25 protein-coding genes are annotated in these 24701 nt (G+C 59.4%); 9 read left to right on the top strand and 16 right to left on the bottom strand.

Features of this window, described 5'->3' with window-relative positions:
* Nucleotides 1-110: 110 nt before the first annotated feature.
* From ahcY to DFR46_RS02390, 6 genes are all read right to left on the bottom strand, one after another.
* Nucleotides 111-1502, bottom strand: coding sequence for an adenosylhomocysteinase (gene ahcY, locus DFR46_RS02415; protein WP_116235007.1), 1392 nt, complete (start codon nucleotides 1500-1502; stop codon nucleotides 111-113).
* A 137-nt stretch (nucleotides 1503-1639) separates the two neighbouring features.
* A complete protein-coding gene (locus tag DFR46_RS02410; protein ID WP_162843378.1) occupies nucleotides 1640-3121 on the bottom strand; it encodes an amidohydrolase family protein in 1482 nt (493 codons plus the stop codon).
* Nucleotides 3122-3191: 70 nt separating this feature from the next.
* Complete coding sequence (locus DFR46_RS02405) at nucleotides 3192-3812, bottom strand: GNAT family N-acetyltransferase (protein ID WP_116235005.1); 621 nt, start codon at nucleotides 3810-3812, stop codon at nucleotides 3192-3194.
* Nucleotides 3813-3866: 54 nt separating this feature from the next.
* Nucleotides 3867-4427: a YqgE/AlgH family protein gene (locus DFR46_RS02400; RefSeq protein WP_116235004.1), complete on the bottom strand. Its 561-nt coding sequence runs from the start codon at nucleotides 4425-4427 to the stop codon at nucleotides 3867-3869.
* 108 nt (nucleotides 4428-4535) lie between these two features.
* Nucleotides 4536-5285 (bottom strand): hypothetical protein, encoded by a 750-nt coding sequence (locus tag DFR46_RS02395; protein WP_116235003.1) that lies wholly within the window; start codon nucleotides 5283-5285, stop codon nucleotides 4536-4538.
* 120 nt (nucleotides 5286-5405) lie between these two features.
* Nucleotides 5406-5684, bottom strand: a complete 279-nt coding sequence (locus DFR46_RS02390; protein WP_245953621.1) for a hypothetical protein — start codon at nucleotides 5682-5684, stop codon at nucleotides 5406-5408.
* Between the two features lie 181 nt (nucleotides 5685-5865).
* Here DFR46_RS02390 and DFR46_RS02385 point away from each other — a divergent pair, with 181 nt between their 5' ends.
* The 3 genes from DFR46_RS02385 (at nucleotide 5866) to DFR46_RS02375 (ending at nucleotide 8224) form a co-directional block, all read left to right on the top strand.
* Nucleotides 5866-6342, top strand: a complete 477-nt coding sequence (locus tag DFR46_RS02385; RefSeq protein ID WP_116237103.1) for a peroxiredoxin — start codon at nucleotides 5866-5868, stop codon at nucleotides 6340-6342.
* Nucleotides 6326-7795: an AMP nucleosidase gene (locus DFR46_RS02380; protein WP_425453079.1), complete on the top strand. Its 1470-nt coding sequence runs from the start codon at nucleotides 6326-6328 to the stop codon at nucleotides 7793-7795. The genes DFR46_RS02385 and DFR46_RS02380 overlap by 17 nt, the downstream gene beginning before the upstream one ends.
* 135 nt (nucleotides 7796-7930) lie before the next feature.
* Nucleotides 7931-8224, top strand: a complete 294-nt coding sequence (locus tag DFR46_RS02375; RefSeq protein ID WP_147297598.1) for a hypothetical protein — start codon at nucleotides 7931-7933, stop codon at nucleotides 8222-8224.
* Nucleotides 8225-8301: 77 nt separating this feature from the next.
* On the opposite strand, the gene DFR46_RS02370 is transcribed toward DFR46_RS02375, so the two are convergent.
* The 4 genes from DFR46_RS02370 to DFR46_RS02355 form a co-directional block, all read right to left on the bottom strand.
* A complete protein-coding gene (locus DFR46_RS02370) occupies nucleotides 8302-10146 on the bottom strand; it encodes a M2 family metallopeptidase (protein WP_116235000.1) in 1845 nt (614 codons plus the stop codon).
* Between the two features lie 82 nt (nucleotides 10147-10228).
* Entirely contained in the window at nucleotides 10229-10999 is a 771-nt protein-coding gene (locus DFR46_RS02365) for an alpha/beta fold hydrolase (RefSeq protein WP_116234999.1), read from the bottom strand.
* Nucleotides 11000-11035: 36 nt separating this feature from the next.
* Nucleotides 11036-11485 (bottom strand): GFA family protein, encoded by a 450-nt coding sequence (locus DFR46_RS02360; protein WP_116234998.1) that lies wholly within the window; start codon nucleotides 11483-11485, stop codon nucleotides 11036-11038.
* A gap of 2 nt (nucleotides 11486-11487) precedes the next feature.
* Nucleotides 11488-12135: a 2-hydroxychromene-2-carboxylate isomerase gene (locus DFR46_RS02355; protein ID WP_116234997.1), complete on the bottom strand. Its 648-nt coding sequence runs from the start codon at nucleotides 12133-12135 to the stop codon at nucleotides 11488-11490.
* A gap of 182 nt (nucleotides 12136-12317) precedes the next feature.
* Between DFR46_RS02355 and DFR46_RS02350 the strand changes: the two genes are divergently transcribed.
* Both DFR46_RS02350 and DFR46_RS02345 read left to right on the top strand, forming a co-directional pair.
* On the top strand, nucleotides 12318-13400 hold the full coding sequence (locus tag DFR46_RS02350) for an HlyD family secretion protein (RefSeq protein WP_245953620.1): 1083 nt from the start codon (nucleotides 12318-12320) through the stop codon (nucleotides 13398-13400).
* Nucleotides 13387-14961: a DHA2 family efflux MFS transporter permease subunit gene (locus DFR46_RS02345; protein WP_116234996.1), complete on the top strand. Its 1575-nt coding sequence runs from the start codon at nucleotides 13387-13389 to the stop codon at nucleotides 14959-14961. The genes DFR46_RS02350 and DFR46_RS02345 overlap by 14 nt, the downstream gene beginning before the upstream one ends.
* On the opposite strand, the gene DFR46_RS02340 is transcribed toward DFR46_RS02345, so the two are convergent.
* From DFR46_RS02340 to ffh, 6 genes are all read right to left on the bottom strand, one after another.
* Entirely contained in the window at nucleotides 14962-15990 is a 1029-nt protein-coding gene (locus DFR46_RS02340) for an aspartate-semialdehyde dehydrogenase (RefSeq protein ID WP_116234995.1), read from the bottom strand. It lies immediately after the preceding gene.
* A 91-nt stretch (nucleotides 15991-16081) separates the two neighbouring features.
* Nucleotides 16082-16501 carry a 50S ribosomal protein L19 gene (gene rplS, locus DFR46_RS02335; RefSeq protein ID WP_116234994.1) on the bottom strand — a complete coding sequence of 140 codons (420 nt, stop codon included), beginning with the start codon at nucleotides 16499-16501 and terminating at the stop codon, nucleotides 16082-16084.
* A gap of 1 nt (nucleotide 16502) precedes the next feature.
* Complete coding sequence (gene trmD / locus DFR46_RS02330; RefSeq protein WP_116234993.1) at nucleotides 16503-17246, bottom strand: tRNA (guanosine(37)-N1)-methyltransferase TrmD; 744 nt, start codon at nucleotides 17244-17246, stop codon at nucleotides 16503-16505.
* Entirely contained in the window at nucleotides 17246-17722 is a 477-nt protein-coding gene (gene rimM, locus DFR46_RS02325; RefSeq protein ID WP_116234992.1) for a ribosome maturation factor RimM, read from the bottom strand. Before rimM ends, trmD begins: the two co-directional genes overlap by 1 nt.
* A 3-nt stretch (nucleotides 17723-17725) precedes the next feature.
* A complete protein-coding gene (rpsP, locus tag DFR46_RS02320; protein ID WP_116234991.1) occupies nucleotides 17726-18250 on the bottom strand; it encodes a 30S ribosomal protein S16 in 525 nt (174 codons plus the stop codon).
* Between the two features lie 45 nt (nucleotides 18251-18295).
* Nucleotides 18296-19750, bottom strand: coding sequence for a signal recognition particle protein (gene ffh, locus DFR46_RS02315; RefSeq protein WP_116234990.1), 1455 nt, complete (start codon nucleotides 19748-19750; stop codon nucleotides 18296-18298).
* Nucleotides 19751-19979: 229 nt separating this feature from the next.
* Here ffh and DFR46_RS02310 point away from each other — a divergent pair, with 229 nt between their 5' ends.
* The 4 genes from DFR46_RS02310 (at nucleotide 19980) to ftsY (ending at nucleotide 24701) form a co-directional block, all read left to right on the top strand.
* Nucleotides 19980-21626: a putative bifunctional diguanylate cyclase/phosphodiesterase gene (locus DFR46_RS02310; RefSeq protein WP_116234989.1), complete on the top strand. Its 1647-nt coding sequence runs from the start codon at nucleotides 19980-19982 to the stop codon at nucleotides 21624-21626.
* 71 nt (nucleotides 21627-21697) lie between these two features.
* Nucleotides 21698-22522, top strand: coding sequence for a diaminopimelate epimerase (gene dapF / locus DFR46_RS02305; protein ID WP_116234988.1), 825 nt, complete (start codon nucleotides 21698-21700; stop codon nucleotides 22520-22522).
* On the top strand, nucleotides 22519-23763 hold the full coding sequence (gene mtaB, locus DFR46_RS02300; RefSeq protein WP_116234987.1) for a tRNA (N(6)-L-threonylcarbamoyladenosine(37)-C(2))-methylthiotransferase MtaB: 1245 nt from the start codon (nucleotides 22519-22521) through the stop codon (nucleotides 23761-23763). The genes dapF and mtaB overlap by 4 nt, the downstream gene beginning before the upstream one ends.
* Nucleotides 23760-24701 carry a signal recognition particle-docking protein FtsY gene (gene ftsY / locus DFR46_RS02295; protein WP_116234986.1) on the top strand — a complete coding sequence of 314 codons (942 nt, stop codon included), beginning with the start codon at nucleotides 23760-23762 and terminating at the stop codon, nucleotides 24699-24701. The genes mtaB and ftsY overlap by 4 nt, the downstream gene beginning before the upstream one ends.

Below are 24701 nucleotides of genomic sequence, written 5' to 3'. Positions count from 1 at the left end.
CGCGCGAACGGCTCCTCCCCTCGAATTTCTAGCCTTCCCCACCGACTTCCAAAAGAACGGGCGCCCATCCTTTCGAATGAGCGCCCCGCAAATTCTCGTAGTGATTTGCTCTAGTAGCGATATTGATCGCTCTTAAACGGGCCGGACTGCGGCACACCGATATATTTGGCCTGCTCATCTGAGAGCTCGCTCAGCTCCACATTGAGCTTGGCAAGATGCAGCATGGCAACCTTCTCGTCGAGATGCTTGGGCAGGACATAGACGTCATTGTCATATTTGGATGTGTTCGTCCAAAGCTCCATCTGCGCAAGCACCTGGTTGGTGAAGCTGGCCGACATCACGAAGCTGGGATGGCCGGTTGCGTTGCCGAGGTTCAGCAGACGCCCCTGCGAGAGGAGAAGCATCCTCTTGCCATCCGGGAAGGTGTACATGTCGACTTGCGGCTTGACCTCGACATGTTCGAGATTGGCCAGCGAGCCGACCTGAATTTCATTATCGAAATGGCCGATATTGCCGACGATCGCCATATCCTTCATCGCCCGCATATGATCGATGGTGATGACGTCCTTGTTGCCGGTCGTCGTCACGAAGATGTCGGCGACCGGTGCCGCCTTTTCCATCGTCATGACCGCGAAGCCGTCCATCGCCGCCTGAAGCGCGCAGATGGGATCAATCTCCGTAACGATGACGCGCGCACCGGCACCGCGCAGCGACGCCGCCGAACCCTTGCCGACATCGCCATAGCCGGCGACGACAGCGAGCTTGCCGGCCATCATGACGTCGGTACCGCGGCGAATGCCGTCGACCAGCGACTCTTTACAGCCGTACTTGTTGTCGAATTTCGACTTGGTGACACTGTCGTTCACATTGATCGCCGGGAAAGGCAGCTTGCCCTCCTTGGCGAGCTCATAGAGGCGGTGAACGCCGGTGGTCGTTTCTTCCGACACACCTTTGATCGCGTCGCGTGTCTTGGTGAAGAACCCCGGGCTTGCGGCAAGGCGCTTCTTGAGCACCTTCTGCATTTCCTCTTCTTCCTCGTTGGAAGGAGCCGGCATTTCTTCGCCGGCCTCAACGCGAGCGCCCCAGATGATGTACATCGTGGCATCGCCGCCATCGTCGAGGATCAGATTGCAGGGATCGTCGCCCCACTGGAAGATATGATCGACATATTCCCAGTATTCGGCAAGCGTTTCACCTTTCTTGGCGAACACCGGCACACCCGAAGCGGCGATCACGGCTGCGGCATGGTCCTGCGTCGAATAGATGTTGCACGAAGCCCAGCGGACTTCGGCACCCAGCGCAGTCAGCGTCTCGATGAGCGCAGCCGTCTGGATCGTCATGTGCAGGCAGCCTGCGATACGCGCGCCCTTGAGCGGTTGGGAAGCGCCGAACTCCTCGCGCGTCGACATCAGGCCGGGCATTTCGGTTTCAGCAATGTCGAGTTCGCGCCGCCCATAATCGGCAAGCGAAATGTCGGCTACAATATAATCCTGGTCGGCCATTAAGGGCTCCTGTTGGGGCTTGGACAATAAAGAAAGGCCGCGCGTAAAAGCGTGCGGCCATTATGCGCCCCATTTACCGGGGGGAGGCCATGATTGCAAGTCGGATATAAAGGTTTCTTTATATGTAAGTTTCAAACCTATTGCCCGGGCAGCGGCGTTCCCTGCGCAGCCAGCGCTTCCAGCACATTCGCCGCTGATCTGTCATAGGGGGTCTGCACCGCGGTTTCGATCAGCACCGTCCGCTCTTGCGCGTCGATAAACCGGCCATTGGCGACAATCGCAGTCGGCTCTCGCAGTACGGCGATATCGGCCAGCGGATCGTCCTCGACGAGGATCAGATCGGCGCGGTAACCCGGGGCGATACGCCCTACCCTGTCCGCTTCACCAAGCGCCGCGGCTGCATTGACCGTGGCGGTCTGCAACGCCTGATAGGGTGTCAGCCCGGCTTCGACCAACAGCGCCAGCTCATCATGCAGGGAAATACCGGCAATGTTGGTGAAGATACCGGAGTCCGAACCGGCGACGATCTGTACGCCCTCTTCATGGAAAATGCGGGTAACCGTCTGGTAGAAACCAAGCTGACGGGCGGCCCGTTCCGCATCTTCGGCGGACCAGCGTGCATATTGGGGTGCCTCCATTTCGGAAATGAACGGATTCAACCGATCGGTGCCGAGGCGGGAAAGATAGGCACCTTCGCTTGCCGCCACCCGGTAGAGATTTGCAAACGCAACCAGCGTAGCGTCGACCGGAACAGAGGCCGCGGCGATCCGCTGCGCCAATGCTCGCGCTTCGGTTTCGTCGTGCCGATCGCGCAGGCCATGCCAGACGATGGATTCGACATGCTCGATCGTCTCGAAACCATCATCAAGCAGTTCATCGAAAACGATATTGAAGGGCCGTTCCCGGGGCATACCGGGTTCTCGCACACCTTCTGGCGTATGACCTGTAATCCGCATGCCGAGTGCGGCGGCCTCATCGCGGACGGCCTCGTAGCTGGCGCGCGACAAGTTCGAATACACTTTTATCCGGCGATAACCCGTTTCAAAATGCGCCCGTACGGCCGCCCTCGCAGCTTCCGGCGTATCAACGATCTGGTGGTTGGGTTGCGCATTGGGACCAGAGCCATTGAGGATCGGCCCCGATGTCAGGATACGCGGCCCGGCGAGCTCGCCCGCCTCGACCCGATCCCGCATCGGCAGCAGGAAGGGCATGCCGGAAAGGTTGCGCACCGTCGTCACGCCATGGGCGAGATAGGAACCAAGCTCGTCCTCATCCCAGATATGGACGTGCATGTCGTAAAGGCCGGGGATCATCGTTCGGCCTTTGCCTTCCACGATGCGTGCACCGGCGGGAGCTTCCGCCTCTGCAACAGGCCCTGTCGCTACAATGATCCCGTCGCGGACCAGCACGGAAACATGGTCGGCGGCTTCAGGCTCGGCTCCCGTGAAATCGACAGTGCGGACATCGCGGATAAGCAGCGCCTCTGCGCGCGCTTCTCCAGTCTGCGCCTCTAGCGGTGCGAGGATGAGGAAACAGAAGAAGGCGAAGGCAAGGCTGGCCAACCGCAACGACAGCCGCGAAAACAGACCGAATATTCCGAATTCCATCCTGAGTTCCATCGCTGCCCCCTTATGGAAATGCGGTTTAAACGGCCCGTCCGGGCAGGACAACAGGGCTTCGGGGCGGCGGTTAGGCCGAGCCGAAGGCTGCAAAAACATCCGCAAGACCGCGTGGTTCGGTCATGGCTTGCAGACGCGACAGGGTCTCCCCCACATCAAGGCTGTAGGTCATGGCAATTCCAGCGGCAGAATAGGTACTAGCACCAAGGGATTTCACCAGCACGATAGCCGGCTTGTTGCGATGCAGAATATCGAATTTCAGCTGCGTAAAACCGGCAGTCCGGCAATCCAGGATCAGCGCTGCGAGCAGCAACCGTGCAATACCGCGGTCATGATACTGGTCGAGCACGGCAATAGCGAGGTCAGCCACATTGGAATTGTCGCCGTCGCGAATTGCATGGGCCGCGGCACTTGGCGGGCTGCCCTCTTCCCCGGTCATCACCGCGCCCCAGGCGATATGATCGAACCCGTCCACGGCGGACAAACGCTCGATAACGGAGGGCGGCGCACTTTTGAAAGACGAGAAGAACCGAAGATAGCGGGAATGATCGGAAAGCTCCCGAATGCCGCGCTCTATTGCCTGCTCGTCCGACGGGCGGATGGGGCGGAAGCAAATGGTCGTGCCGTCATCCAGCCGGGTTTCTATGGAGCGCGGCCGTTTCTGGAAATCGACATGGGCCGGCATGCGCATTCCTTTCCTTGCTCGGGCCTTTCTCTACTCTGGAGCGCGAATAGCATATCGGGCTTAGGCATGTCCCGCGTCATGTGCCAGCAGTGCCGGGTCTACCCCCGCCTTGCGATAGCTTTCGGCCCAGCGGTCCTCAGCCTCGGTTTCGAACAATATTGCATTGTCGCCCTCGGCCGTGAACCAGCCATGCCGGGTCATTTCCTCGTCGAGCTGTCCGGCTGACCAGCCGGCATAGCCCAGTGCTGAAAGCCACTGTTCCGGTCCCTTGCCGGCCGCTATCGCGCGCAGGATATCGAGCGTCCCGGTCAGGGCCCATTTGTCGCCAACCTGAACACTGTCGTCGCCGCCCCAGTCCAGACTGTGAAGGATGAAGCCGCGCTGCGGCTCCACGGGCCCGCCAAGATGGACAGGGGCATCAGGCGCTTCGCCAGGTTCGATATCGAGCTGCTGCAGCAGCGTGTGAAAGCCGACATTGGCAATCGTGGTGCCGATACCAATACCGAGCGCGCCCTGCTCGTCATGGGCACACATGGCGATCACGGCGCGATCAAAACGCGGATCCCCCATGCCCGGAAGCGCAAGCAGGAACTGACCGGAATAGAATGGTGGTGATTCCATCCGCCAACCTTAGCGGGGGAATGGCGACGGTCCAGCCCGAGAATGGGCAAAGGGGGAAATCGATCGGGCTTGCGCCAATATCGGCTGCAGTCCTGAACGGACCGGCGGTTAGGGCCGGATCGCTCGCTGATACAAGGCACCGACCCCTTCCTTGTTCGGATCGGTCGATACGAAATCCCGAATTTCCAGATGCTTTTTTCCAACCTCGGTGCCAGCCCTTGCATATACTATTTCTGCCGACGCGAAATCGTCGCTCCGCAGGACACCGAGCATCAGCGACATGCACCTGTTCTGCGCTTTACCTTTCTCGGATGCGATACCGCCGATATAGATGGCCGAACATTCGGGTCGGAGGGTGAGATGTTTCCGGTCCGGATTGGGCGCCATGAACGTCCCATCGAGAAGCGCAGCGACACCATCGCTCGAAAGCGGATAAACAATGAAGTAGCCAGCTCGCAATTCCTTTCGGGCGTTCGCGATGCGGGCCGAACAATAAACGAGAAATACGGTTCTGATATCAAGCTCGATCAGGCGCCGGATGGCGTCGACATTCGAGGTTTCCGGGCCAATCCTTCTCGTAGAAAGATCGTCGATATATTTTGCGTCGGCTGCGCTGGCCTTGCGACAGTCATACACCCAGTGGCCGAAAAGGCGTTCTTTCACATATTCCGCGATTTGACCGAAATACGAAAACAGTATCAGCCCAAGGCCGCCGAAAAAGGAAATAACTCCGATCGCAACAACCAGAAGCCTATAGGGACTAGCCGCAGGAACCGCTGCAATGACATCGCCCCAGAAAGCAGACATTCCGGCCACGGCGAGTGCCACAACGATCAAGAGCCGTCCCGAATTTCGCATCTATTGTCCCCGATATTCGCCCTGGAGACAAACACTCAGCCCGAACCCGGCAATCAAAGTCAAGTTTCAGGAAATGGGAAACGGTTCGGCGAAACCAAATATCGTCGCCATCAGGCAGCCTCAGCGCTCTTCGTCGTCAGAGCCGTAGGGCGAACCATATACCTCATCGCAATAGGCCCGATCATAATCGTCGAGGCATTCCCGATATTCGCGGCCACGCCGTTCCTCTTCCCTGCGCAACTCACGACCCCTGTTCCGATCGGCCTCATCCTGGCTGGTGGTAGCCCAGTCCGCGGCCTGACCGACCACCTTGAAGGGCGCGGTCACAACGCTGGCTGCGGTTCTCGCGATGCATCCGCTCAACAGCAGCGCCATCAGGGTTACGATCAAGATACGCATAAACACACTCCGGTTCGGGTCCGTTGGCTTGCAGTTCGCTCCGTCTGCCCTACGTCATAGCGAGCATAGCAGGTCGCTTGCAACGATGGGCTTTTTCCGGAGAATAGCGCTGGACGTCCGCATGGTTTCATGGTTGATCGGCAACAGCTATACCAATCAGAAGAACCGACAGGAGCATATCATGACAATCAGCGAAGGCGACACCCTCCCGAAGACCAGTTTCGTGACGATGACGGATAACGGTCCGGAACCTGTCGACCACGACGCCTTTTTCGGCGGTCGCAAGATTGCGCTCTTTTCTGTCCCGGGCGCCTTTACGCCGACCTGCTCGGCCAAGCATCTGCCAAGCTATGTCGAAAAAGCCGACGAGCTGAAAGCCAAGGGCGTAGACGAAATCGCAACGACAGCCGTGAACGATGCTTTTGTTATGGGCGAATGGACCAAGGATGCGGCGCAAGTCACGCCGCTTGCCGATGGCAATGGCGAATTTGTCGAGACCGTCGGCCTGACGATGGATGGCACCGGTTTTGGCATGGGCAAGCGCGGCCAGCGCTTCTCGATGATCGTCAATGACGGCGTGGTGGAAAAGCTCAACGTCGAGGCGCCCGGCGAATACAAGGTCAGCTCCGCCGAATATATGCTTGGCCAGCTTGGTTAAATCGGCCACCGACCCAAACGCTGCGGCCGTCGTCGAGACGCTGTGCCAGCAGTATCGCGCCAGCACCGACCGGCTGCGCGAAGCGTTACGCGCCTATATCGATACCGGAACGCCACCCGATCCCGAACTCAGGGCTTCGGGTGGCTTCGCCTATCCCGAAATACGGCTGACCTATGGCGGAGAAGGCCCGGCCGAAGACAGGCGGCCGCGCTCCTATGGGCGACTTGGTGAGGCCGGCGACTACGCGATTACCGTCACCCGGCCGGAATTGTACCACGACTATCTGACCGAACAGCTCGGGATCCTGATTTCCGACTACGGCGTCGACGTGGAAGTCGGATCCAGCCATCAGGAAATCCCCTTCCCCTATGTATTGGACGGCAGCGGAATAGAATTGGGCGAATTGCGCGCCGAGGAGCTGGCCCGTTATTTCCCCGCTACCGAGCTGGCACGGATCGGCGATGAACTTGCCGACGGTCTGTGGGACGATAGCCGCGCCGAATATCGGCCGCTCGCCCTCTTCGATGCGCTGCGCACCGATTTCAGCCTCGCCCGCCTGCGTCACTATACGGGCACCCCGCCCGAACATGTTCAGCGCTACATCCTGTTCACCAATTATCAGCGCTATGTCGACGAGTTTATCCGCTGGGGCTGCGAACAGCTGAAAAGCGGCGACCGGTATCAATCGCTCTCCGGCGCAGGCGGTATCGAGCTTACCTGCGACAATGCCGACCCGGTCGCGCTGGAAGCAGCCACAGCTGCGCGCAAACACCAGATGCCGGCCTATCACCTGACGGCGGAGGGACGGGCGGGAATCACGATCGTCAATATCGGTGTCGGCCCCTCCAACGCGAAAACCATCACCGACCATCTTGCCGTACTGCGGCCCGAGGCCTGGCTGATGATTGGTCATTGTGGCGGCCTCAGGCCCAGCCAGCGGATCGGCGACTATGTACTCGCCCATGCCTATCTGCGCGACGATAATGTCCTCAATGCCGTCCTCCCGCCGGAAATTCCGATCCCGCCGATCGCCGAAGTACAGCAGGCTCTCGAAACCGCGGCGCGGGAAGTAACCGGCGAAGAAGCCGATGCGCTCAAACAGCGGATGCGGACCGGCACGCTCGTCACGACCGACGATCGCAACTGGGAACTCAGATACAGCCAGTCGGCCCTTCGCTTCTCGCTCTCGCGCGCTGTCGCCATCGATATGGAATCGGCGACCATCGCCGCTCAGGGCTATCGCTACCGTGTGCCGTACGGGACTTTGCTCTGCGTCTCGGACAAGCCTCTGCATGGGGAACTCAAACTGCCCGGGCAGGCCAATCTTTTTTACGACCGCGCTGTGCGCGAGCATATCGAGATCGGCATCGCCGCCGTTGCCGAGCTTCGCGCTTTCGGTCCCCGGCTTCACAGCCGAAAATTACGCGCATTCGACGAGCCGCCCTTTCGCTAGGTCCGGCGTTGCGACGGTCTGTTCAGGGTCGTTACAGGTATCACGCCCTATTCAATATCTGTGCCGATGGAACGGAATCCCGTTTCGCGAATTGGTTATGGTATAGTCGAACTTCAGCAAGAGGAGCCCTGTGACATGGCAAGCAAACCGCCCAAATCCACCACGAAACCCACAATCGGTGAAAAAATGAGCGAAACAGCGCGATCCGTATCAAGCAAGGCGAGCGAAACGGCCAAAAACGCCGCCGACGCTGTTGGCACTGGCGCGAAAAAGGCCAGCGAAACCGTAAAGGCTCATCCGATCAAAACAGCGGCCGCCGTGGGCGGTGTCGCCGCCGCGGCAGCCGGAGCGGTCGTCGGCAAGAAAATGTACGACAAGCGCAAGTCGAACACGCCCACGACGCCGAAGGTCAAGCCTTCAGCCGATTAGTCCGTCGATACACAGCAATAAAGGGGACGGTCGCCAGATGGCGACCGCCCCCTTTTATGTTTGGAGCCGGCTACCGCCTATTCGACGGACCAGCCGCATTCCCGGCCTTCATTCTGCTCTTCGAGCCAGGTCTGGAGAGGCCGGAAATAGGCAAGCATCGGCTCGGCCGACATTTCACGGGTGCCCGTAAAGGCTTCCAGTGCTTCGGGCCAGGGCCGCGAAGATCCCATTTCAAGCATCGCATTCAGGCGCGCGCCGACCTCCTCATTGCCGTAGAACGAGCATCGATGGAGCGGACCTTCCCAGCCAGCCTGCTCGCACGCGGCCTGGTAGAACTGGAACTGCAGAATCCGCGCGAGGAAGTAGCGTGTGTAGGACACATTGTTCGGCACATGATATTTCGTGCCTGGGTCGAAATCCGCCTCGGTCCGCTCTACCGGCGGGGTGATGCCCTGATAGTTGAGGCGCATCTCGTTCCAGGCGGCGTTGTAATTGTCCGGCGTAATTGAGCCGTCATAGACACCCCAGCGCCACCGGTCGATCAGCAAGCCGAACGGAAGGAAGGCGACCTTGTCCATAGCCTGACGCAACAGGAGCCCGGTGTCACGATCCGCACCCGGCACATTGGCTTCGTCGAGCAAGCCGAGCTGCACCAGATATTCAGGGGTGATGGAAAGTGCGATCATATCGCCGATCGCTTCGTGGAACCCGTCATTGGCACTGTTCTGATAGATCAGCGGCTGCTGATTATAGGCGCGTTGATAATAGTTATGGCCCAGCTCGTGATGGACGGTGGTGAAATCGTCCGCATTCACCCGCGTACACATCTTGATCCGCAGGTCATCGACACTGTCGACGTTCCAGGCGCTGGCATGGCACACGACATTGCGGTCGCGCGGCTCGGTAATCTGCGAACGGGTCCAGAAGGTCTCGGGCAGCGCGTCGAAGCCCAGCGAGCTGAAGAAAGCCTCACCCGTGCGCACGATACGCTCCGGCGTATATTCGGCGTTGACCAGCAGCTCGGTAAGATCATAGCCGACATCGCCAGCGCCTTCGGGCGCGACGATATCGTAGATATTGCCCCATTCCTGTGCCCACATATTGCCGAGAAGATCGGCGCGGATCGGGCCGGTTTCAGGCTGAACTTCGCTACCATATTCCTCGTTGAGCTCGGCCCGCACATAACAATGAAGCTGCTCGTAAAGCGGGCGCGTCTCAGTCCAGAGTCGTTCCGTCATCGCGGCAAACTCGTCCGGCGTCATATCATAGCCGGAACGCCACAGATCACCGACATTGTCGTAGCCGAGCTCGGTCGCGCCTTCATTGGCAATGGTGACAATGCGCGAATAATTGTCGCGCATGGCGGCCCCGTTTGAATGCCACGTCGTCCACATTTCGGCGAGCAGCGCCGGATCGCGCACGGTTCCCATACGTGCCTCGGCTTCATTGCCGTTGATCGTTTCGCCGTTCATCGTCGCCGTACCGGTTGAATAGGCAGTGCTGAGCGCGGTCGCTATCGCGTTCAATTCGGCCGCCGCGCCATCGCGGGTGGGCGCCGGCAGGCCGATGCCCGAACGCAGCTGATCGAGCTGCCGGTTGGTGTCATAGTCGAGACCTTCGACATCAGCATATTGCGCGGACTCATTGGCGAGGCGAACCAGCATCTGCGTAACCAGCGTACCGAAATATGTGTTTAGCGCGTCGGTATCCTGATTGAGATAAGTGGAGTTGACCCAGGCTGCGCGCGATGAAATGGTGAAAAGATCGCGCATCTCTGCCATCGACTCATCGAGAAAAGAGCGCGCCGCTTCCGGTGTGCGTTCCGCTTCGGCGGTTTCGTGATGATCGGCAAGCGCCGGAGCGGCGGCAAGGACGGTTCCGAGCGCCAGCGCCGATGCGCCGAATTTTGCAAAGATTTTCATGTGATATGTCCCCAACATTCAGTTACGTTGGAGATGTTTGACCAATTGGATCATCAATGGTCAAGGGCCGTTCATCGAAAGCTCAGGCGGGTTTGCCCAGCCAATCCGCAATCGCCTCGCCGAACTCGGGCTTGACGATACAACTCATATGGCCGCCCGGTACTTCGATGTGATCGGCGTTCGGGATTATCGCCGCCAGATCGGCATGACTGCCATTGTCCTCATCCTCGTCGCCAGCAAGGATGAGAGCTGGCACCGTAATGGCGCCGAGCGCGTCTTCGGGCGTGTTGGTGAAAACGTTGAGGATCAGCAACAGCGCTTCGGGATCCCCCCCGGTGGTTTTGAGGAAAGCCTCGGCCATCCATGCGGGTGAGTGTTTGGGATGGTTGCCGAGATTGGTCAGGATATGCCGGAAATGATCGGCCCGCGATGCCAGGCTGGTGAGCCCGGACAGGCCCATCCCGGCAATGATCAGCCGTTGCGGCCTCGCACCCAGCACATGCATTCGAACGACGGTGCGCGCGCCGAGCGAATAACCACCCAGATCATAATCGGTGAGCCCGAGATGATCGATCAGCGCCAACCCGTCGCGCGCAAGGATATCTTCGGGATAGGCGTCTGGATCGTGCGGTTTCGCGCTATCCCCATGGGCGCGAAGATCCGGCATGATGACACGATAGCCGAGCGCGGCGATTTTCGCCGCATGACCGAATTTGATCCAGTTGGTGACGGCATTCGAGATGAAGCCGTGGAGCAGGACAATGGGCCTGCCCTCGCCCATCTCCCGCCAGGCAAGCTGTTCGCCATCCGCGCCGTCAAACATGTGGATCGCTAGATCATTCAGAGAATTCATCGATTTTGCCTGTCATTTAATCTGCAAAGGAAGCGCTCATCCTGCCTGAAGTCGGTTTGCCGTATCCAAAATCTCGAACCAGTCTGCCTCGCTCGGCATTTCCTCAAACATCCGGGAGTCCTGTGGCAGCACCACCCATTCCTGTTTCGACCGTACCCAGATATGGGCGACGGGCGACAGGCGATCGCTGTCATCAAGCGTGCCCGCCCTTACTGTGAACAGCCCGGGCCGGTTGCTGACTGCGGCGTACAGCCTGACAAGACATTTTGCGCAGGCATGAATGGTGCTGGTTTGCCCGCTCGGCAGGTCGCTGTCCGCTTTCAGCACCTCCCCCTCGATCGAAAATTTCGATGCGAAGACGGGCATCTGCAAGGCAAAGGCGCTGCCGCTATGCGTCTGACAATCGGTGCAATGGCATGCGTAGCAGGGCGGCGCATCTTCTTCGATGCGATAGCGCACCGCACCGCACAGACATCCGCCTTCCATGCTCACCGTTCTTCCAGCCCCTTCTGCTTCATCCGCCACAGCGCAACATCGATCCGATCCTGCCCGAAGAAAGGCTCACCTTCGAACACCAGGGTGGGAACGCCCCAATGCCCTGCCGCTTCCAGGGCATCCTGATTTGCCGCGAGCTCGGCATCCAGCGCTTCGGCATCGCGCACGGCTTCCGCATCCAGTTCGGCAAGATCCAGCCCTGCTCGCTCGGCCGCCTGCGCCAGATGGTCGCCCTCGTCCCATCCCTCGGTGCCGCCCCAGATAAGCTGGGAGACCTCATCGGCAAAGGCGAAGCCCCTGCCGCACCGGGCCGCCGCCTGACCGCAGCGCAGCAGGCGGTACACATAGGGCTGGTCGTCTGAGATTTTGCGTGTCGCGATATCCTGGACGATCGGATCGGGCTTTGGCGGCTTCATCGGAATGTCGAGATATTCGCTCAGCCGCATGATATCCCGAAAGGTATAGCCCAGCCAGTTGGGATGATTGCGTTCGAAGAAATCGGGCTCCCGGATCGCCAGCGGATAAACCGGCTTCAGCGCGATCTCGAGATCGTAACGCTCGGTCATCTTCCGATACCTGCTTGTCGCGAGATAGCTGTAGGGGCTGCGAAAAGACCAATAGAGATCGGCATGCAGGGTCATATCGGCATTTCTCCAAAACAGGCCCCGAACGAGCGCCGGGCATTAACCAGCTGATAATCCGAAAACCATAACAGAACCACTGTGACTCAAAAGACTCACTTTTCCCGTCTTTTTTCAAAACTGGCTCGCCAAGACGATTCCACTGTGCGAATCTGGTTTCGCTTGAGGGGAGTTGCTGTTCATTGGCTGATCAAGGGCACACCGTAGTTTCCGAGTCCGCAACCGGGACGGAAACCGAAGAGCCGGCACGCAAACGCTCCGCCATGCGCGCGGTGTTGATGCTGGTCGTCCCGCTGATCGTGATCGGTTTCGGCGTCTATTGGTACGTCACATCGGGTCGCTATGTGTCGACCGACAATGCCTATGTGCAGCAGGATATTATCGAGATCAGCCCGGAAGTGAGCGGCCGTATCGTCGCCGTGATGGTCGAGCAAAACCAGCAAGTCGAGGCTGGAGACATTTTGTTTCGCATCGACCCCGAACCCTATCGCATTGCCGTCCAGCAGGCCGAAGCCGATATCAGCGATGCCCAACTGGCGCTCGACCGCGCGGAAACAGCCGTCTCGACCAGCGGCGTCGATATTTCCACGGCCCAGGCCAATGTCGAATATGCCCGGCGCAACCTGGCGCGCGAACGCGAATTGATGGAGCGCGGCTTCAACACCCGCGCGCGGGTCGAATCTTTCGAAAACCAGCTGTCCGAAGCCCGGGCACGGCTGAACGCGGCCCGCGCCGCGCAGCAGGACGCCCGCGCCGCCGTGGGCGGTGCCAGCAGCCGCCGCGCGCGTTCCGAGTATCCGGCGATCGCCGCCGCCCGTGCACGGCGAGAGGAAGCGCAACTGAACCTCGAGCGTACCGTTGTCCGGGCGCCCGTCAGCGGCACAATCAGCGAAGTCGACCGATTGCAGATTGGCCAGATGGCGAGTGCGGGGGGGACGGTGGTGACTATCGTCGCCCGCAACGAAACCTGGATCGAGGCCAATTTCAAGGAAACCGACCTGGACCGAATGCGGGTCGGCCAGCCCGCGCGCATTACCTTTGATGCCTATCCCGACCTCATCGTTCAGGGGCGCGTCGGCAGCATCGGTGCGGGAACCGGCGCCGAATTCTCGATCCTCCCGCCGCAGAACGCGACCGGAAACTGGGTCAAGGTAACGCAGAGGGTTCCGGTGCGCATCGAAATCGAAGGCACACCATCGCGGCAGATGATTACCGGCCTGAGCGCCGATGTGCGCGTCGATATCCGCAACGATGGCGAGCGCTAGTCCCGCTACGCCAGACGGCGATGCACTTCTCCCGGTTCGCTACAAAGGGCTGCTGACCTTCGCCATCATGATGGCGATGATGATGCAGATCCTCGACACAACGATCGCCAATGTCGCCCTCCCGCATATGCAGGCCAGCCTGGGGGCGACGATCGACACAATCGCCTGGGTTCTGACTAGCTATATCGTCGCTACCGCCGTTGCGATCCCGATTACCGGCTGGCTTGCCGACCGTGTTGGATCACGCAACCTGTTCCTCTGGTCGGTCGCCTTCTTCATCGTCACATCGATGCTGTGCGGCGCTGCAACCAGCCTTGAGCAAATGGTCACCTTTCGCATCATGCAGGGTATCGCAGCGGCGTTTATCGGGCCGATTTCGCAAACCGCGATGCTCGACATCAACCCAACCCACAAACATGGGCAAGCGATGGCAATCTGGAGCCTGGGCGCGGTGATGGGGCCGATCCTCGGTCCGCTGATCGGTGGCTATATCACCGAATATTATAACTGGCGCTGGGTATTCTACGTCAACCTGCCGCTCGGTTTTCTTATTCTCGCTATGCTCTGGTTCCTGCTGCCGAGCCGCCCCATAGACAAGCGGGGCTTTGACCTGTTCGGATTCTCCATGTTCGCACTGGGGCTTGCATCGCTGCAGCTAGTCCTCGACCGGGGTCAACAGCTCGACTGGCTCGACAGCACGTCGATATGGATCGGCATCGGCTGCATCATCATCGGCTTCTGGGTTTTCATCGTGCATATGCTGACCGGCAAGAACACGCTGCTCACACCCGCCATTTTCACCGACCGCAATCTTGTCGGCTCGATAATTTTCGTTGCCTTTGTCGGCGTCGTCGTCTTCGCGATCATCGCACTGATCGCACCGTTGCTACAGGGCGTACTCGGTTATCCGGTGATCACTGCCGGCTATCTGCTCGCACCGCGCGGGCTTGGTGTAATTGTCGCCATGGGGATCGCCGCGCGCCTGATGAACATGATGGATGCGCGGATCATTCTGGCCGTCGGATGGGCCATCACAGCCTGGTCCTGCTACATGATGACCCACTGGATGATCGGCATGGATTCCGGCCCGATCATAACCGTGGGCATAATTCAGGGCCTCGGCATCGGCTTCATCTTCGTGCCGCTCAACGTCATCGCCTTTGCCACACTGCCCGTCAGCCTGCGGCCGGAGGGAGCTGCGCTGATGAACCTGCTGCGCAATGTCGGCGCATCGATCGGCATTTCGATCACCGCCAGCAATGTCGCGCGCAACCTGCAGATCAGCCATGCCGATCTTGGCGAACATATCACGCCCTCGACCGTGCCCTCGCTCGGGCTGGAACGGTTGAACCTGCCAGCCGATCAGGTCGCTGCGCTGCTCGACAATGAAATCAGCCGGCAGGCACTGATGATCGGTTACATCAACAATTTCTGGCTGATCATGTGGGGCTGCATCATTGCCGTTCCGGCTTCGATGCTGCTCAAAAAACTGCCTGTAACGGGCACGGCCAGCGTCGAGGGCGAAACGCCGCCGAACGCCAAACCGCATTCCGCCGAATAGCTATGCAGCCTTTTTCAGATGCCGGCGGCCCAGCAGCTCTGCAATCTGCACGGCATTGAGGGCGGCGCCCTTGCGAAGATTGTCGGATACGCACCAAAGCACGATGCCGTTATCGACGGTCGGATCTTCGCGAACGCGGCTGATAAAAGTCGCGCCATCGCCGACGCATTCAACCGGCGTCACATAGCCGCCATCCTCGCGCTTATCGACGAGCATAATACCCGGCGCCTCGCGCAGTATATTCTGTGCTTCTTCCGCGGAAATCTCATTCTCGAACTCGATATTGATCGCTTCGGAATGACCGACGAAAACAGGAACCCGAACGCAGGTCGCCGTCAGTTTGATCTTGGGATCGAGGATCTTCTTCGTCTCGACGACCATTTTCCATTCTTCCTTGGTCGAGCCGTCGTCGAGGAACACATCGATATGCGGAATCACGTTGAACGCGATCTGCTTAGTGAATTTCTTGGCATCTGCCTGATCGCCCACGAAAATGTCGCGCGACTGGGTGAACAGTTCGTCCATACCCTCTTTGCCCGCACCGGATACCGACTGATAGGTCGAAACAACGACGCGCTTGATCGTAGCAGCATCGTGGAGCGGCTTCAGTGCGACGACCATCTGGGCGGTCGAGCAGTTCGGGTTGGCGATGATATTCTTCGCCAGATAGCCGTCGATCGCTTCCGGGTTAACCTCGGGAACGATGAGCGGCACATCGGGATCCATGCGATACAGTGAGCTGTTGTCGATTACTGTGCAGCCCGCTGCGGCGGCTTTGGGCGCATATTCCTTGGCCGGTCCGGAACCGGCGGCAAAAAGGGCCATGTCCCAGCCTGCAAAATCGAAATGTTCGATGTTCTGGCATTTGAGCATCCGACCCGTTTCGCCGAATTCCACTTCCATGCCCTGTGAACGCGAGGATGCAACCGCTGCAACCTCATCGGCAGGAAATTCCCGTTCAGCAAGGCAGGCGAGCATTTCACGCCCGACATTCCCTGTCGCTCCAACAACCGCAACCCGATACCCCATATTGCCACACCTTCTTCATTATAAGAAAACGGCCGGTAACCCGTGGGTTCCGGCCGCCTTCGCTTTGTTGGAATTTGCTCTATCGCAAAACTCAGCTCTCGGCAGCCTCTGCGGCTTCCTGTTTTTCTGCCTTAATCGTGTTTTTCTCGCGATCGTCGCGCTTCTCGGCAATACGCGCGCGCTTGCCGGTGAGGCCGCGCAGATAGTAGAGCTTGGCACGACGGACGATACCGCGCTTGAGCACGGTCACGCTGTCGACATTCGGGCTGTACAGAGGAAATACGCGCTCAACGCCTTCGCCGAACGAGATTTTACGAACCGTGAAGCTCGATCCCATGCCGCGGTTGGTGCGCGCGATGCACACGCCTTCGTAATTCTGAATACGGGTGCGATCACCCTCGACAACCTTCACGCCGACGCGCAGCGTATCGCCCGCCTTGAAATCGGGGAGTTTCTTGTCGCTCGTAATACTCTCAATGGCTTCCGCCTCGAGTGTTTCGATGAGATTCATCTCATTCGTCCTTTAGCTTTTCGCGTTGCGCGCCAGAGGGCGACTGATCCGGAGCGCCAGTATAGCGTTCCCAAAGATCCGGCCGCCGTGACCGTGTAATGATCTCGGCCTGGGCTTTTCGCCACGCCGCGATCTTCGCATGATCCCCCGATCGCAACACTTCAGGGATCGTGCGCCCTTCCCATTCTTTAGGCCGGGTATAGTGCGGATATTCGAGAAGCCCCTGCTCGAAGCTTTCCTCATCGCCGCTTGAAGCCGCGCCCATTACCCCGGGAAGCAGTCTGATGCAAGCGTCTAACAGGGCCAAAGCGCCGATTTCGCCGCCGGACAGAATATAATCGCCAATCGAGACTTCTTCGACCGGCCGGGTTTCGAAAATCCGCTCGTCGAAACCCTCGAACCGGCCGCAGAGGATGGTGACGCCCGGCCCGTCGGACAATTGCCGCACGCGTGCCTGGGTCAGCGGTTTTCCGCGCGGAGACATGGCAAGCACAGGCGCATCCGGCTGGCGCCTGAGCGCCTCGTCAACCGCAGCGCCCAGCACATCGGCCTTCATCACCATGCCTGCGCCGCCACCCGCTGGCGTATCGTCCACCGTATGATGCTTGTCGGTCGCAAAATCGCGGATTTGCAGGGTTTCGAGCGCCCATTTCCCTTCATCCCCAGCCCGCCCCGCGATAGAATGCCCGAGCGGCCCAGGAAACATCTCTGGGTAGAGAGTGAGGATGGTGGCGGCGAAGGTCATTAGAGAAAGTCGCTATCCAGCGTAATTTCGGTTTCCGATGTCGTAGCGGCTTTCATCGGTACCATGAAATCCGAACCGCCCGGTTTGCGGATTTCCAGAATATCGCCCGCACCGAAATTCTCGACAGCGATGACTTCGCCGACCGGGTCGCCATTTTCGGTGACGCAAGGCAAGCCGATCAGGTCGATATGGTAATATTCGCCCTCTTCCAGCGGCGGCAGGGCATCGCGCGGGATCGTCAGTTTGGCGCCGCGCCACGCCTCCGCTCCATTGCGATCGGTGATTTCAGCGAAGCGGGCGACCGGCATCTTGCTGGTCTGGCGCACGGATTTGAGCGTGAGCGTCTTTCCGCCCACCTCGAATGTCTTGTGCCGTTTCAAACTGCCCAGGCTTTCGGCGAACAGTTTGAGGCGCACCTCGCCGCCAATGCCTTGTGCTCCGGCAATGACGGCGAGGGTAATGCGCTTGTCGGCCAAGATTTAGCTCTTGGCTTCTTCTTCTGCGGGAGCGTCTTCTGCAGCAGCTTCCTCAGGAGCAGCTTCTTCGACCGGAGCCTCTTCAGCTTTGGCTTCCTCAGCGGGAGCTTCTTCAGCAGGTGCTTCAGTTTCTTCTGCGGGGGCTTCCTCAGCCGGAGCGGCTGCAGCAGCTGCAGCGGCTTCCTTGGCAGCTACGTCCTTAGCAGCTTTCTCTTCGATGCGCTCCTTGGCCTTGTCGCCCGGCTCCGCTTTCTGCGGGTTGTTGCGCGGCTGACGCTCCATGATGCCAGCGGCATCGAGGAAACGCATCACGCGGTCAGACGGCTGCGCACCGACCGAAAGCCAATGCTTCGCACGATCTTCGTCGAGCTTCACGCGATCGGGATTGTCCTTGGCGAGCAGCGGGTTGTAGCTGCCGATACGCTCGATGAACTTGCCGTCCCGCGCCTTGCGGGAATCGGTTACGACGATCTTGTAGTAAGGCCGCTTTTTTGCGCCACCGCGTGACAGCCTAATTGCTACTGGCATTGATATTTCCTTCTTTCAAAAAATCCAAATATAATTCAAAAAATTCTAACGTTTCAGTAATTTGTCCAAGTCGGGAGGGATCCCCTGCCCCGGCATGCCGGGAAGTCCGGGCATGCCGCCGGACGGCATTTCACCGCCGCCGGGAAGGCCTTCCGGGCCGCCTCCGCCGCCAAACATCTTCATCAGCCCCTTGATGCCGCCCATCTTCTTGATGCGCTTCATCGCGGTCGACATTTCCTTGTGCATCTTGAGGAGCTTGTTTACGTCCTGTACCGTCTGGCCCGAACCCATCGCCACGCGCCGCTTGCGCTTGGCGTTGAGCAAAGCAGGTTTTGCCCGCTCTTTCTTCGTCATCGAGCCTATAATCGCGTCCATATGGACGAGCACCTTGTCGTCCATCCCGCTGTTCGCCATCGCGGCCTGCGCCTTTTTCATACCCGGGAGCATACCGGCCAGCGCGCCGAGCCCGCCCATGCGCTGCATCTGCGCCAATTGCGTCCGCAGGTCGTTCATGTCGAACTGGCCCTTGGCCATCTTCTTGGCAAAGGCCTCGGCTTCGTCCTTCTCGACCGTTTCGGCAGCGCGTTCGACAAGGCTAACGACATCGCCCATGCCAAGAATTCGGCCGGCGACCCGTTCCGGGTGGAATTCCTCGAGCGCATCAAGCTTCTCACCGACACCCACAAATTTGATCGGCGTCCCGGTCACCGCGCGCATGGAAAGCGCCGCACCACCACGCGCATCGCCATCCATCCGCGTCAGTACGGTACCGGTCAATGGCACCTGCTCGGTAAAGCTCTTCGCGACATTCACCGCGTCCTGGCCAGTCAGAGCATCGACAACGAGAAGAATTTCCTCCGGGATCGTCGCATCGGAAACTGCCTTCATCTCGTCCATAAGCTGTTGATCGACATGGAGCCGGCCTGCGGTGTCCAGCATCACGACATCGAAGCCCTGCAGCTTGGCGGCCTGAAGGGCACGTTTAGCAATATCGGTAGGTTGCTGGCCCTGAACGATGGGCAGGGTCGCGACATCGGTTTGCGTTCCGAGCACTGCCAGCTGCTCCTGTGCAGCCGGACGATTGACGTCGAGCGACGCCATCAGCACCTTTTTGCGGCCCTTTTCAGTAAGTCGTTTGGCAATTTTTGCGGTCGTCGTGGTTTTACCGGAACCCTGCAGGCCGACCATCATCACGACATTGGGCGGTGTCCCGTCAACATGCAGCTCGGAGGCATTCGCACCAAGCATTGCAACAAGCGCGTCATTGACGATCTTGACAACCTGCTGGCCGGGAGTAACCGATTTGAGAACCTGCTGGCCAACCGCCTGTTCGGTGACGCCGTCGACAAATTCCCGGGCGACCGGCAGCGCAACATCGGCTTCGAGCAGCGCAATACGCACTTCACGCATCGCCGCCCGGACATCGCTTTCGTTAAGCGAACCACGGCCTTTAAGGCGGTCAAAGACACCGCCAAGCCGATCGCTAAGACTGTCGAACATCGCTCAAATCCTTCCCGATCCCCAAAAAACGCAAAAAACGCCGGCGGGCGAAAACTCGCCGGCCAGCGTACGCCTTATCGGCGCGTCGGTCTGCATCCCTTGCGGAACTGTTATGGAGCAAATACCGCCCAAAGCGAGCATTTACAAGTGGGGAAGAAGAATCCGGTAAATTAACGCGGTCTTCACTCCATTTGTGCAAAAAAGCGCTTCCCGAACCGAGGTTGATACTATGCGCGAGCGCAAGGACGTTCCTTCAATTGCCGAGTCCGCCGACACCGAGAAGCTCGAGCATCCTCGTGCCTTCGTGTCTGCAACCATAGCCCTGTTATCAATTCTTATGTTCGCCGGTATCGGCGGCGAAGTCATCGCCAGCATTATTGCAGGCACCGCATCGGACCGCGATCCAGTACTTGCCGTTGCGCTGATCCTGAACATCGCGCTCATCCTTATCGGGTGGCGCCATCACAACGAAGTCACGGTCCAGATCCAGAATCACAAGGAAGCAACGAAGCAGGCTCGCTCGCTCGCACTGCGAGATCCGCTGACCGGATTTCTCAACCGCCGTTCGCTGACCGGCGAAGTAGATGCGATGATCAAGACGGCCGCCACGCGCAATCGCGTCGTCGCCATGTTTGTCATTGACCTCGACAGCTTCAAATATGTCAACGATCTCAACGGGCACCATGTCGGCGACGTGTTGCTTAGGGAAGTGGGCAAGCGGATTATGAGCGCCCTGCCCGGTTCGGCCCTCGGCGCGCGCCTCGGCGGCGACGAATTTGCCGCTGCTTTTCAGTTCGACCCCAGCAACCCCGCTGCGGTCGATGCCGTGGCCGATGAACTCGTCGAACGTATCTCGCTGCCCTTCGATATCGAGAAGCAATCGGTTCAGACAAGCGCCTCGGTAGGCATAACGCGCTCCGACCATGATTGTAACGGCGTCGAGACTTTGCTGCGCCGCGCGGATATCGCGATGTACGCGGCCAAGCATCAGGGCAAGAACCGCGCTGTCTGGTTCGATGGCAGCATGGAACGCATGCTCGAAGAACGGAACCGCGTCGAACAAGGCATGCGCAGGGGCATCCCCGCCGGCGAGTTCGCGCCCTATTATGAGCAGCAGATCGATCTGCTGACCGGCAAGTTACACGGCTTCGAGGTTCTGGCACGCTGGGAACATCCGACCCGCGGCCTCATCATGCCCGAAGATTTCATTCCTGTAGCCGAAGAGTGCGGACTGATATCCGAGTTATCGGAATATGTGATGCGTAAGGCCTTTACCGAAGCACGCGACTGGGATCAGGGTCTCACCCTGTCCGTCAATATTTCGCCGGCACAGCTTAAAGATCCCTGGCTGGCCCAAAAAATCATCAAATTGCTGACCGAGACGAATTTCCCGGCCAGTCGGCTCGAAATCGAAATCACCGAAACCGCCTTGTTCGACAATCTCGGCATAGCCCAATCGATCATTTCCAGTCTCAAAAATCAGGGTATCCGCATTGCGCTCGATGATTTTGGCACGGGTTATTCCAGCCTCGCCCATCTTCGCGCGCTGCCGTTCGACCGGATCAAGATCGACCGGAGTTTCGTCACATCGATCAACGATGACAACGAAAGCGCTGCGATCGTCGACGCGATCACGCGCCTCGGATCGAGCCTGGGCCTGCCTGTGACCGCGGAAGGCATAGAGACAGCGCAGATTGCGACAAGCCTGAAGGATCTCGGCTCAATGGCCGGTCAGGGATGGCATTACGGAAAGCCAATGGCGATAGGCCAGACGAGGCGTCTTCTTGCGGATAAGGACATGCTGACATCGGGTCCGAAAAAAGGCGTCGAGAAAGAGACGCTGGACGATATGCCTAGCTTGCGCCGCTCGGGCTGAGGTTAGCCGCGTCCCAAACAAATGGGCCGCATAAGTGGACAGCGCCCCTTCCCAACCCTAAATCGCGCGCCATGCGCCCGTCTTCTAGCAAATTGACTTTTCATAAGATGCACGGCCTCGGCAATGATTTCGTCATTGTCGATGCCCGCCAGCATGCCGTCACCATGACAGACGAGCTGGTGCGCGCACTTGCGAACCGGCGGACAGGTATTGGTTGCGATCAACTGATCCAGCTCGAGCCCTCACAAGAAGCCGATTTCGCAATGCGGATTTTCAATGCCGATGGCAGTGAGGTCGAAGCCTGCGGGAATGCGGCCCGTTGCGTGACCCAACTGGTTGGCCATGAAGCGCAGATCGCAACCACGGGCGGAACAATATCCGGTACGCCAGACGATACGGGAGCGACGCTCGATATGGGCGAACCCCGCTTCGATTGGGACACCATTCCGCTCGCCTATGCGATGGATACGACCAACATGCCAGTTCGCTGGGAAGAACTGACAAACCCGATTGCCGTCAATATCGGCAATCCTCATGTAATTTTCTTCGTCGAGGACACGGCCAGTGTCGATCTCGCGCGGCTCGGGCCGATTGTCGAAAATGACCCGCTGTTTCCCGAACGGATTAACGTAAACGTCGCAACCGTCGAAAGTGACGGCAGCATTACCTTGCGCGTCTGGGAGCGCGGCACCGGCCTTACCCGCGCCTGCGGCACCGGAGCCTGTGCGACCACCGTCGCAGCGGTCCGGCGCAAGCTCGTCAGCGGCCGTGAAACGACTGTTCACTTGCCTGGCGGCGATCTCGCCATCTCCTGGGAACCGGGCCAGGAAGTACGGATGACCGGACCGGCAGCGCATGTCTTCACCGGCGAGATAGAGTTGGACGATTTTCTGTGAGCGGCGCCGAACTCATCACCCTCGGATGCCGGCTGAATTTCGCCGAAAGCGAAGCAATGCGGGCAATAACTGCTGATCGCGACGATCTGGTGATCGTCAACAGCTGTGCGGTCACTGCCGAGGCAGTGCGCAAGACCCGCCAGCAAATCCGCAAGGCAAAGCGTGCGCGCCCGGATGCCGAAATCGTCGTCACTGGCTGCGCTGTACAAACACAGCCCGAAACCTTCGCTGCCATGCCGGAAGTCAGCCAGTTGCTCGGCAATCGGGAGAAGATGCTGCCCGAGAGCTTTGCCTCTGATCGCTCACTCGTATCCGACATCATGGCCGTCCGGGAAACCGCGCCGCATCTCGTGACAGGTTTTTCGGACCGCGCCCGCGCCTTTGTCGAAGTACAGAATGGGTGCGATCATCGCTGCACCTTCTGTGTCATCCCCTATGGTCGTGGAAACAGCCGCTCGGTCCCTGCCGGGCTGGTCGTCGAACGGATCAAGGCGCTGGTCGACGAAGGCTTTCAGGAAATCGTCCTGACGGGTGTCGATGTCACCAGCTATGGACCTGACCTTCCCGGCAACCCCAGTCTCGGCCTGCTTGTCGAGCGGATTCTCAAGGGCGTTCCCGCCCTGCCCCGGCTGCGCCTCTCTTCGCTGGACTCGATCGAGATCGATGAAAGGCTGTTCGAGATCATCACTGGCGAGCCCCGCTTCATGCCGCATCTGCACCTCTCACTCCAGGCGGGCGACGACATGATCCTAAAGCGCATGAAACGCCGTCACAGCCGCACCCAATCGGTCGAGATGGTCGCAAAACTGAAGGACAAGCGCCCGGAGATCGCCATTGGTGCCGACATCATTGCGGGATTTCCGACCGAAACCGACGAGATGGCCGCCAACACCCTGGCCCTTGTCGAGGACTGTCAGATCGTGTTCGGCCATATTTTCCCCTATTCCGCGCGGCGCGGGACACCGGCAGCCAAGATGCCGCAGGTTCCGGTTCCCGATCGCAAAGCCCGCGCGCAGCGTCTGCGCGAGGCCGCAGCGCGGCAGAAATCGAACTGGCTGCGCGGTCTCGTTGGCACCAGGCAACGCGTCCTTGTCGAACGCGATGACGGGGTCGGTCATGCGGAGAATTTCGCCGAAGTGAGAATCCGGCATCGGGACGGATCGGCAGCACGGCCCGTTCAGCTGGTCGACGCCCGGTTGTCCGCCATTGAACAGGGCATATTGATCGGGGAAGTTTCGTGAGCGAGCAGAAAAGCTGGGGTGATAAGCTGCGTTTCGGGTTCAAGCGAACATCGGAAGCACTTGGCGGCAACCTCACCGGGCTAATCACCAAGGAAAAGCTCGACGACGAAACACTGGACGAAATCGAGGAAGCGCTCATCGCCTCGGATCTGGGACCGGCCGTCGCCGCACGGGTGCGCGACCGACTGGCCAGCGGCCGGTATGATCGCCATCTTTCCGAACTGGATATCCGTGAAATCGTGGCAGAGGAGCTTGAGGACATCCTCCGCCCTGTGGCCGTCCCGCTGGAAATAGATGCATTCCCCCGCCCTCAGGTGATGCTGGTCATCGGCGTCAACGGCTCCGGAAAAACGACAACGATTGCCAAGCTTGGCCACCTGTTTCTCGAAGACGACTACAATGTCATGCTGGTCGCGGGAGACACATTCCGCGCGGCCGCCATCGGGCAGCTGAAAGTCTGGGCGGAACGGCTGGGCGTACCGATTATCTCCGGAGAGGAAGGCGGCGACGCCGCCAGCCTTGTCTTTGAGGGCGTCAAGCGCGGCACCGACGATGGCACGGACGTACTGATCGTCGACACGGCGGGGCGGCTCCAGAACAAGAGCCACCTGATGGACGAGCTTTCGAAAATCCGGCGGGTCTTGGGAAGACTCAACGAGGAAGCGCCACACAATGTGATCCTCGTCCTCGATGCGACGACCGGTCAGAATGCGCTCTCGCAGATTGAAGTATTCAAGGAAGTCGCGAACGTCACAGGCCTTGTCATGACCAAGCTTGACGGCACGGCCCGCGGGGGCGTGCTAGTTGCGGCGGCGGAAAAATTCGGCCTGCCGATCCATGCGATCGGCGTCGGCGAAACATTGGAAGATTTACGGCCCTTCGATCCCCGGGCCGTTGCCCGCGCGATCACCGGCGCAGACGAGTTTGACGGAGAGTAG

The organism is Parasphingopyxis lamellibrachiae, from assembly GCF_003385775.1.
Taxonomy (GTDB): domain Bacteria; phylum Pseudomonadota; class Alphaproteobacteria; order Sphingomonadales; family Sphingomonadaceae; genus Parasphingopyxis; species Parasphingopyxis lamellibrachiae.
This window is presented reverse-complemented; position numbering and strand designations above follow the sequence as displayed.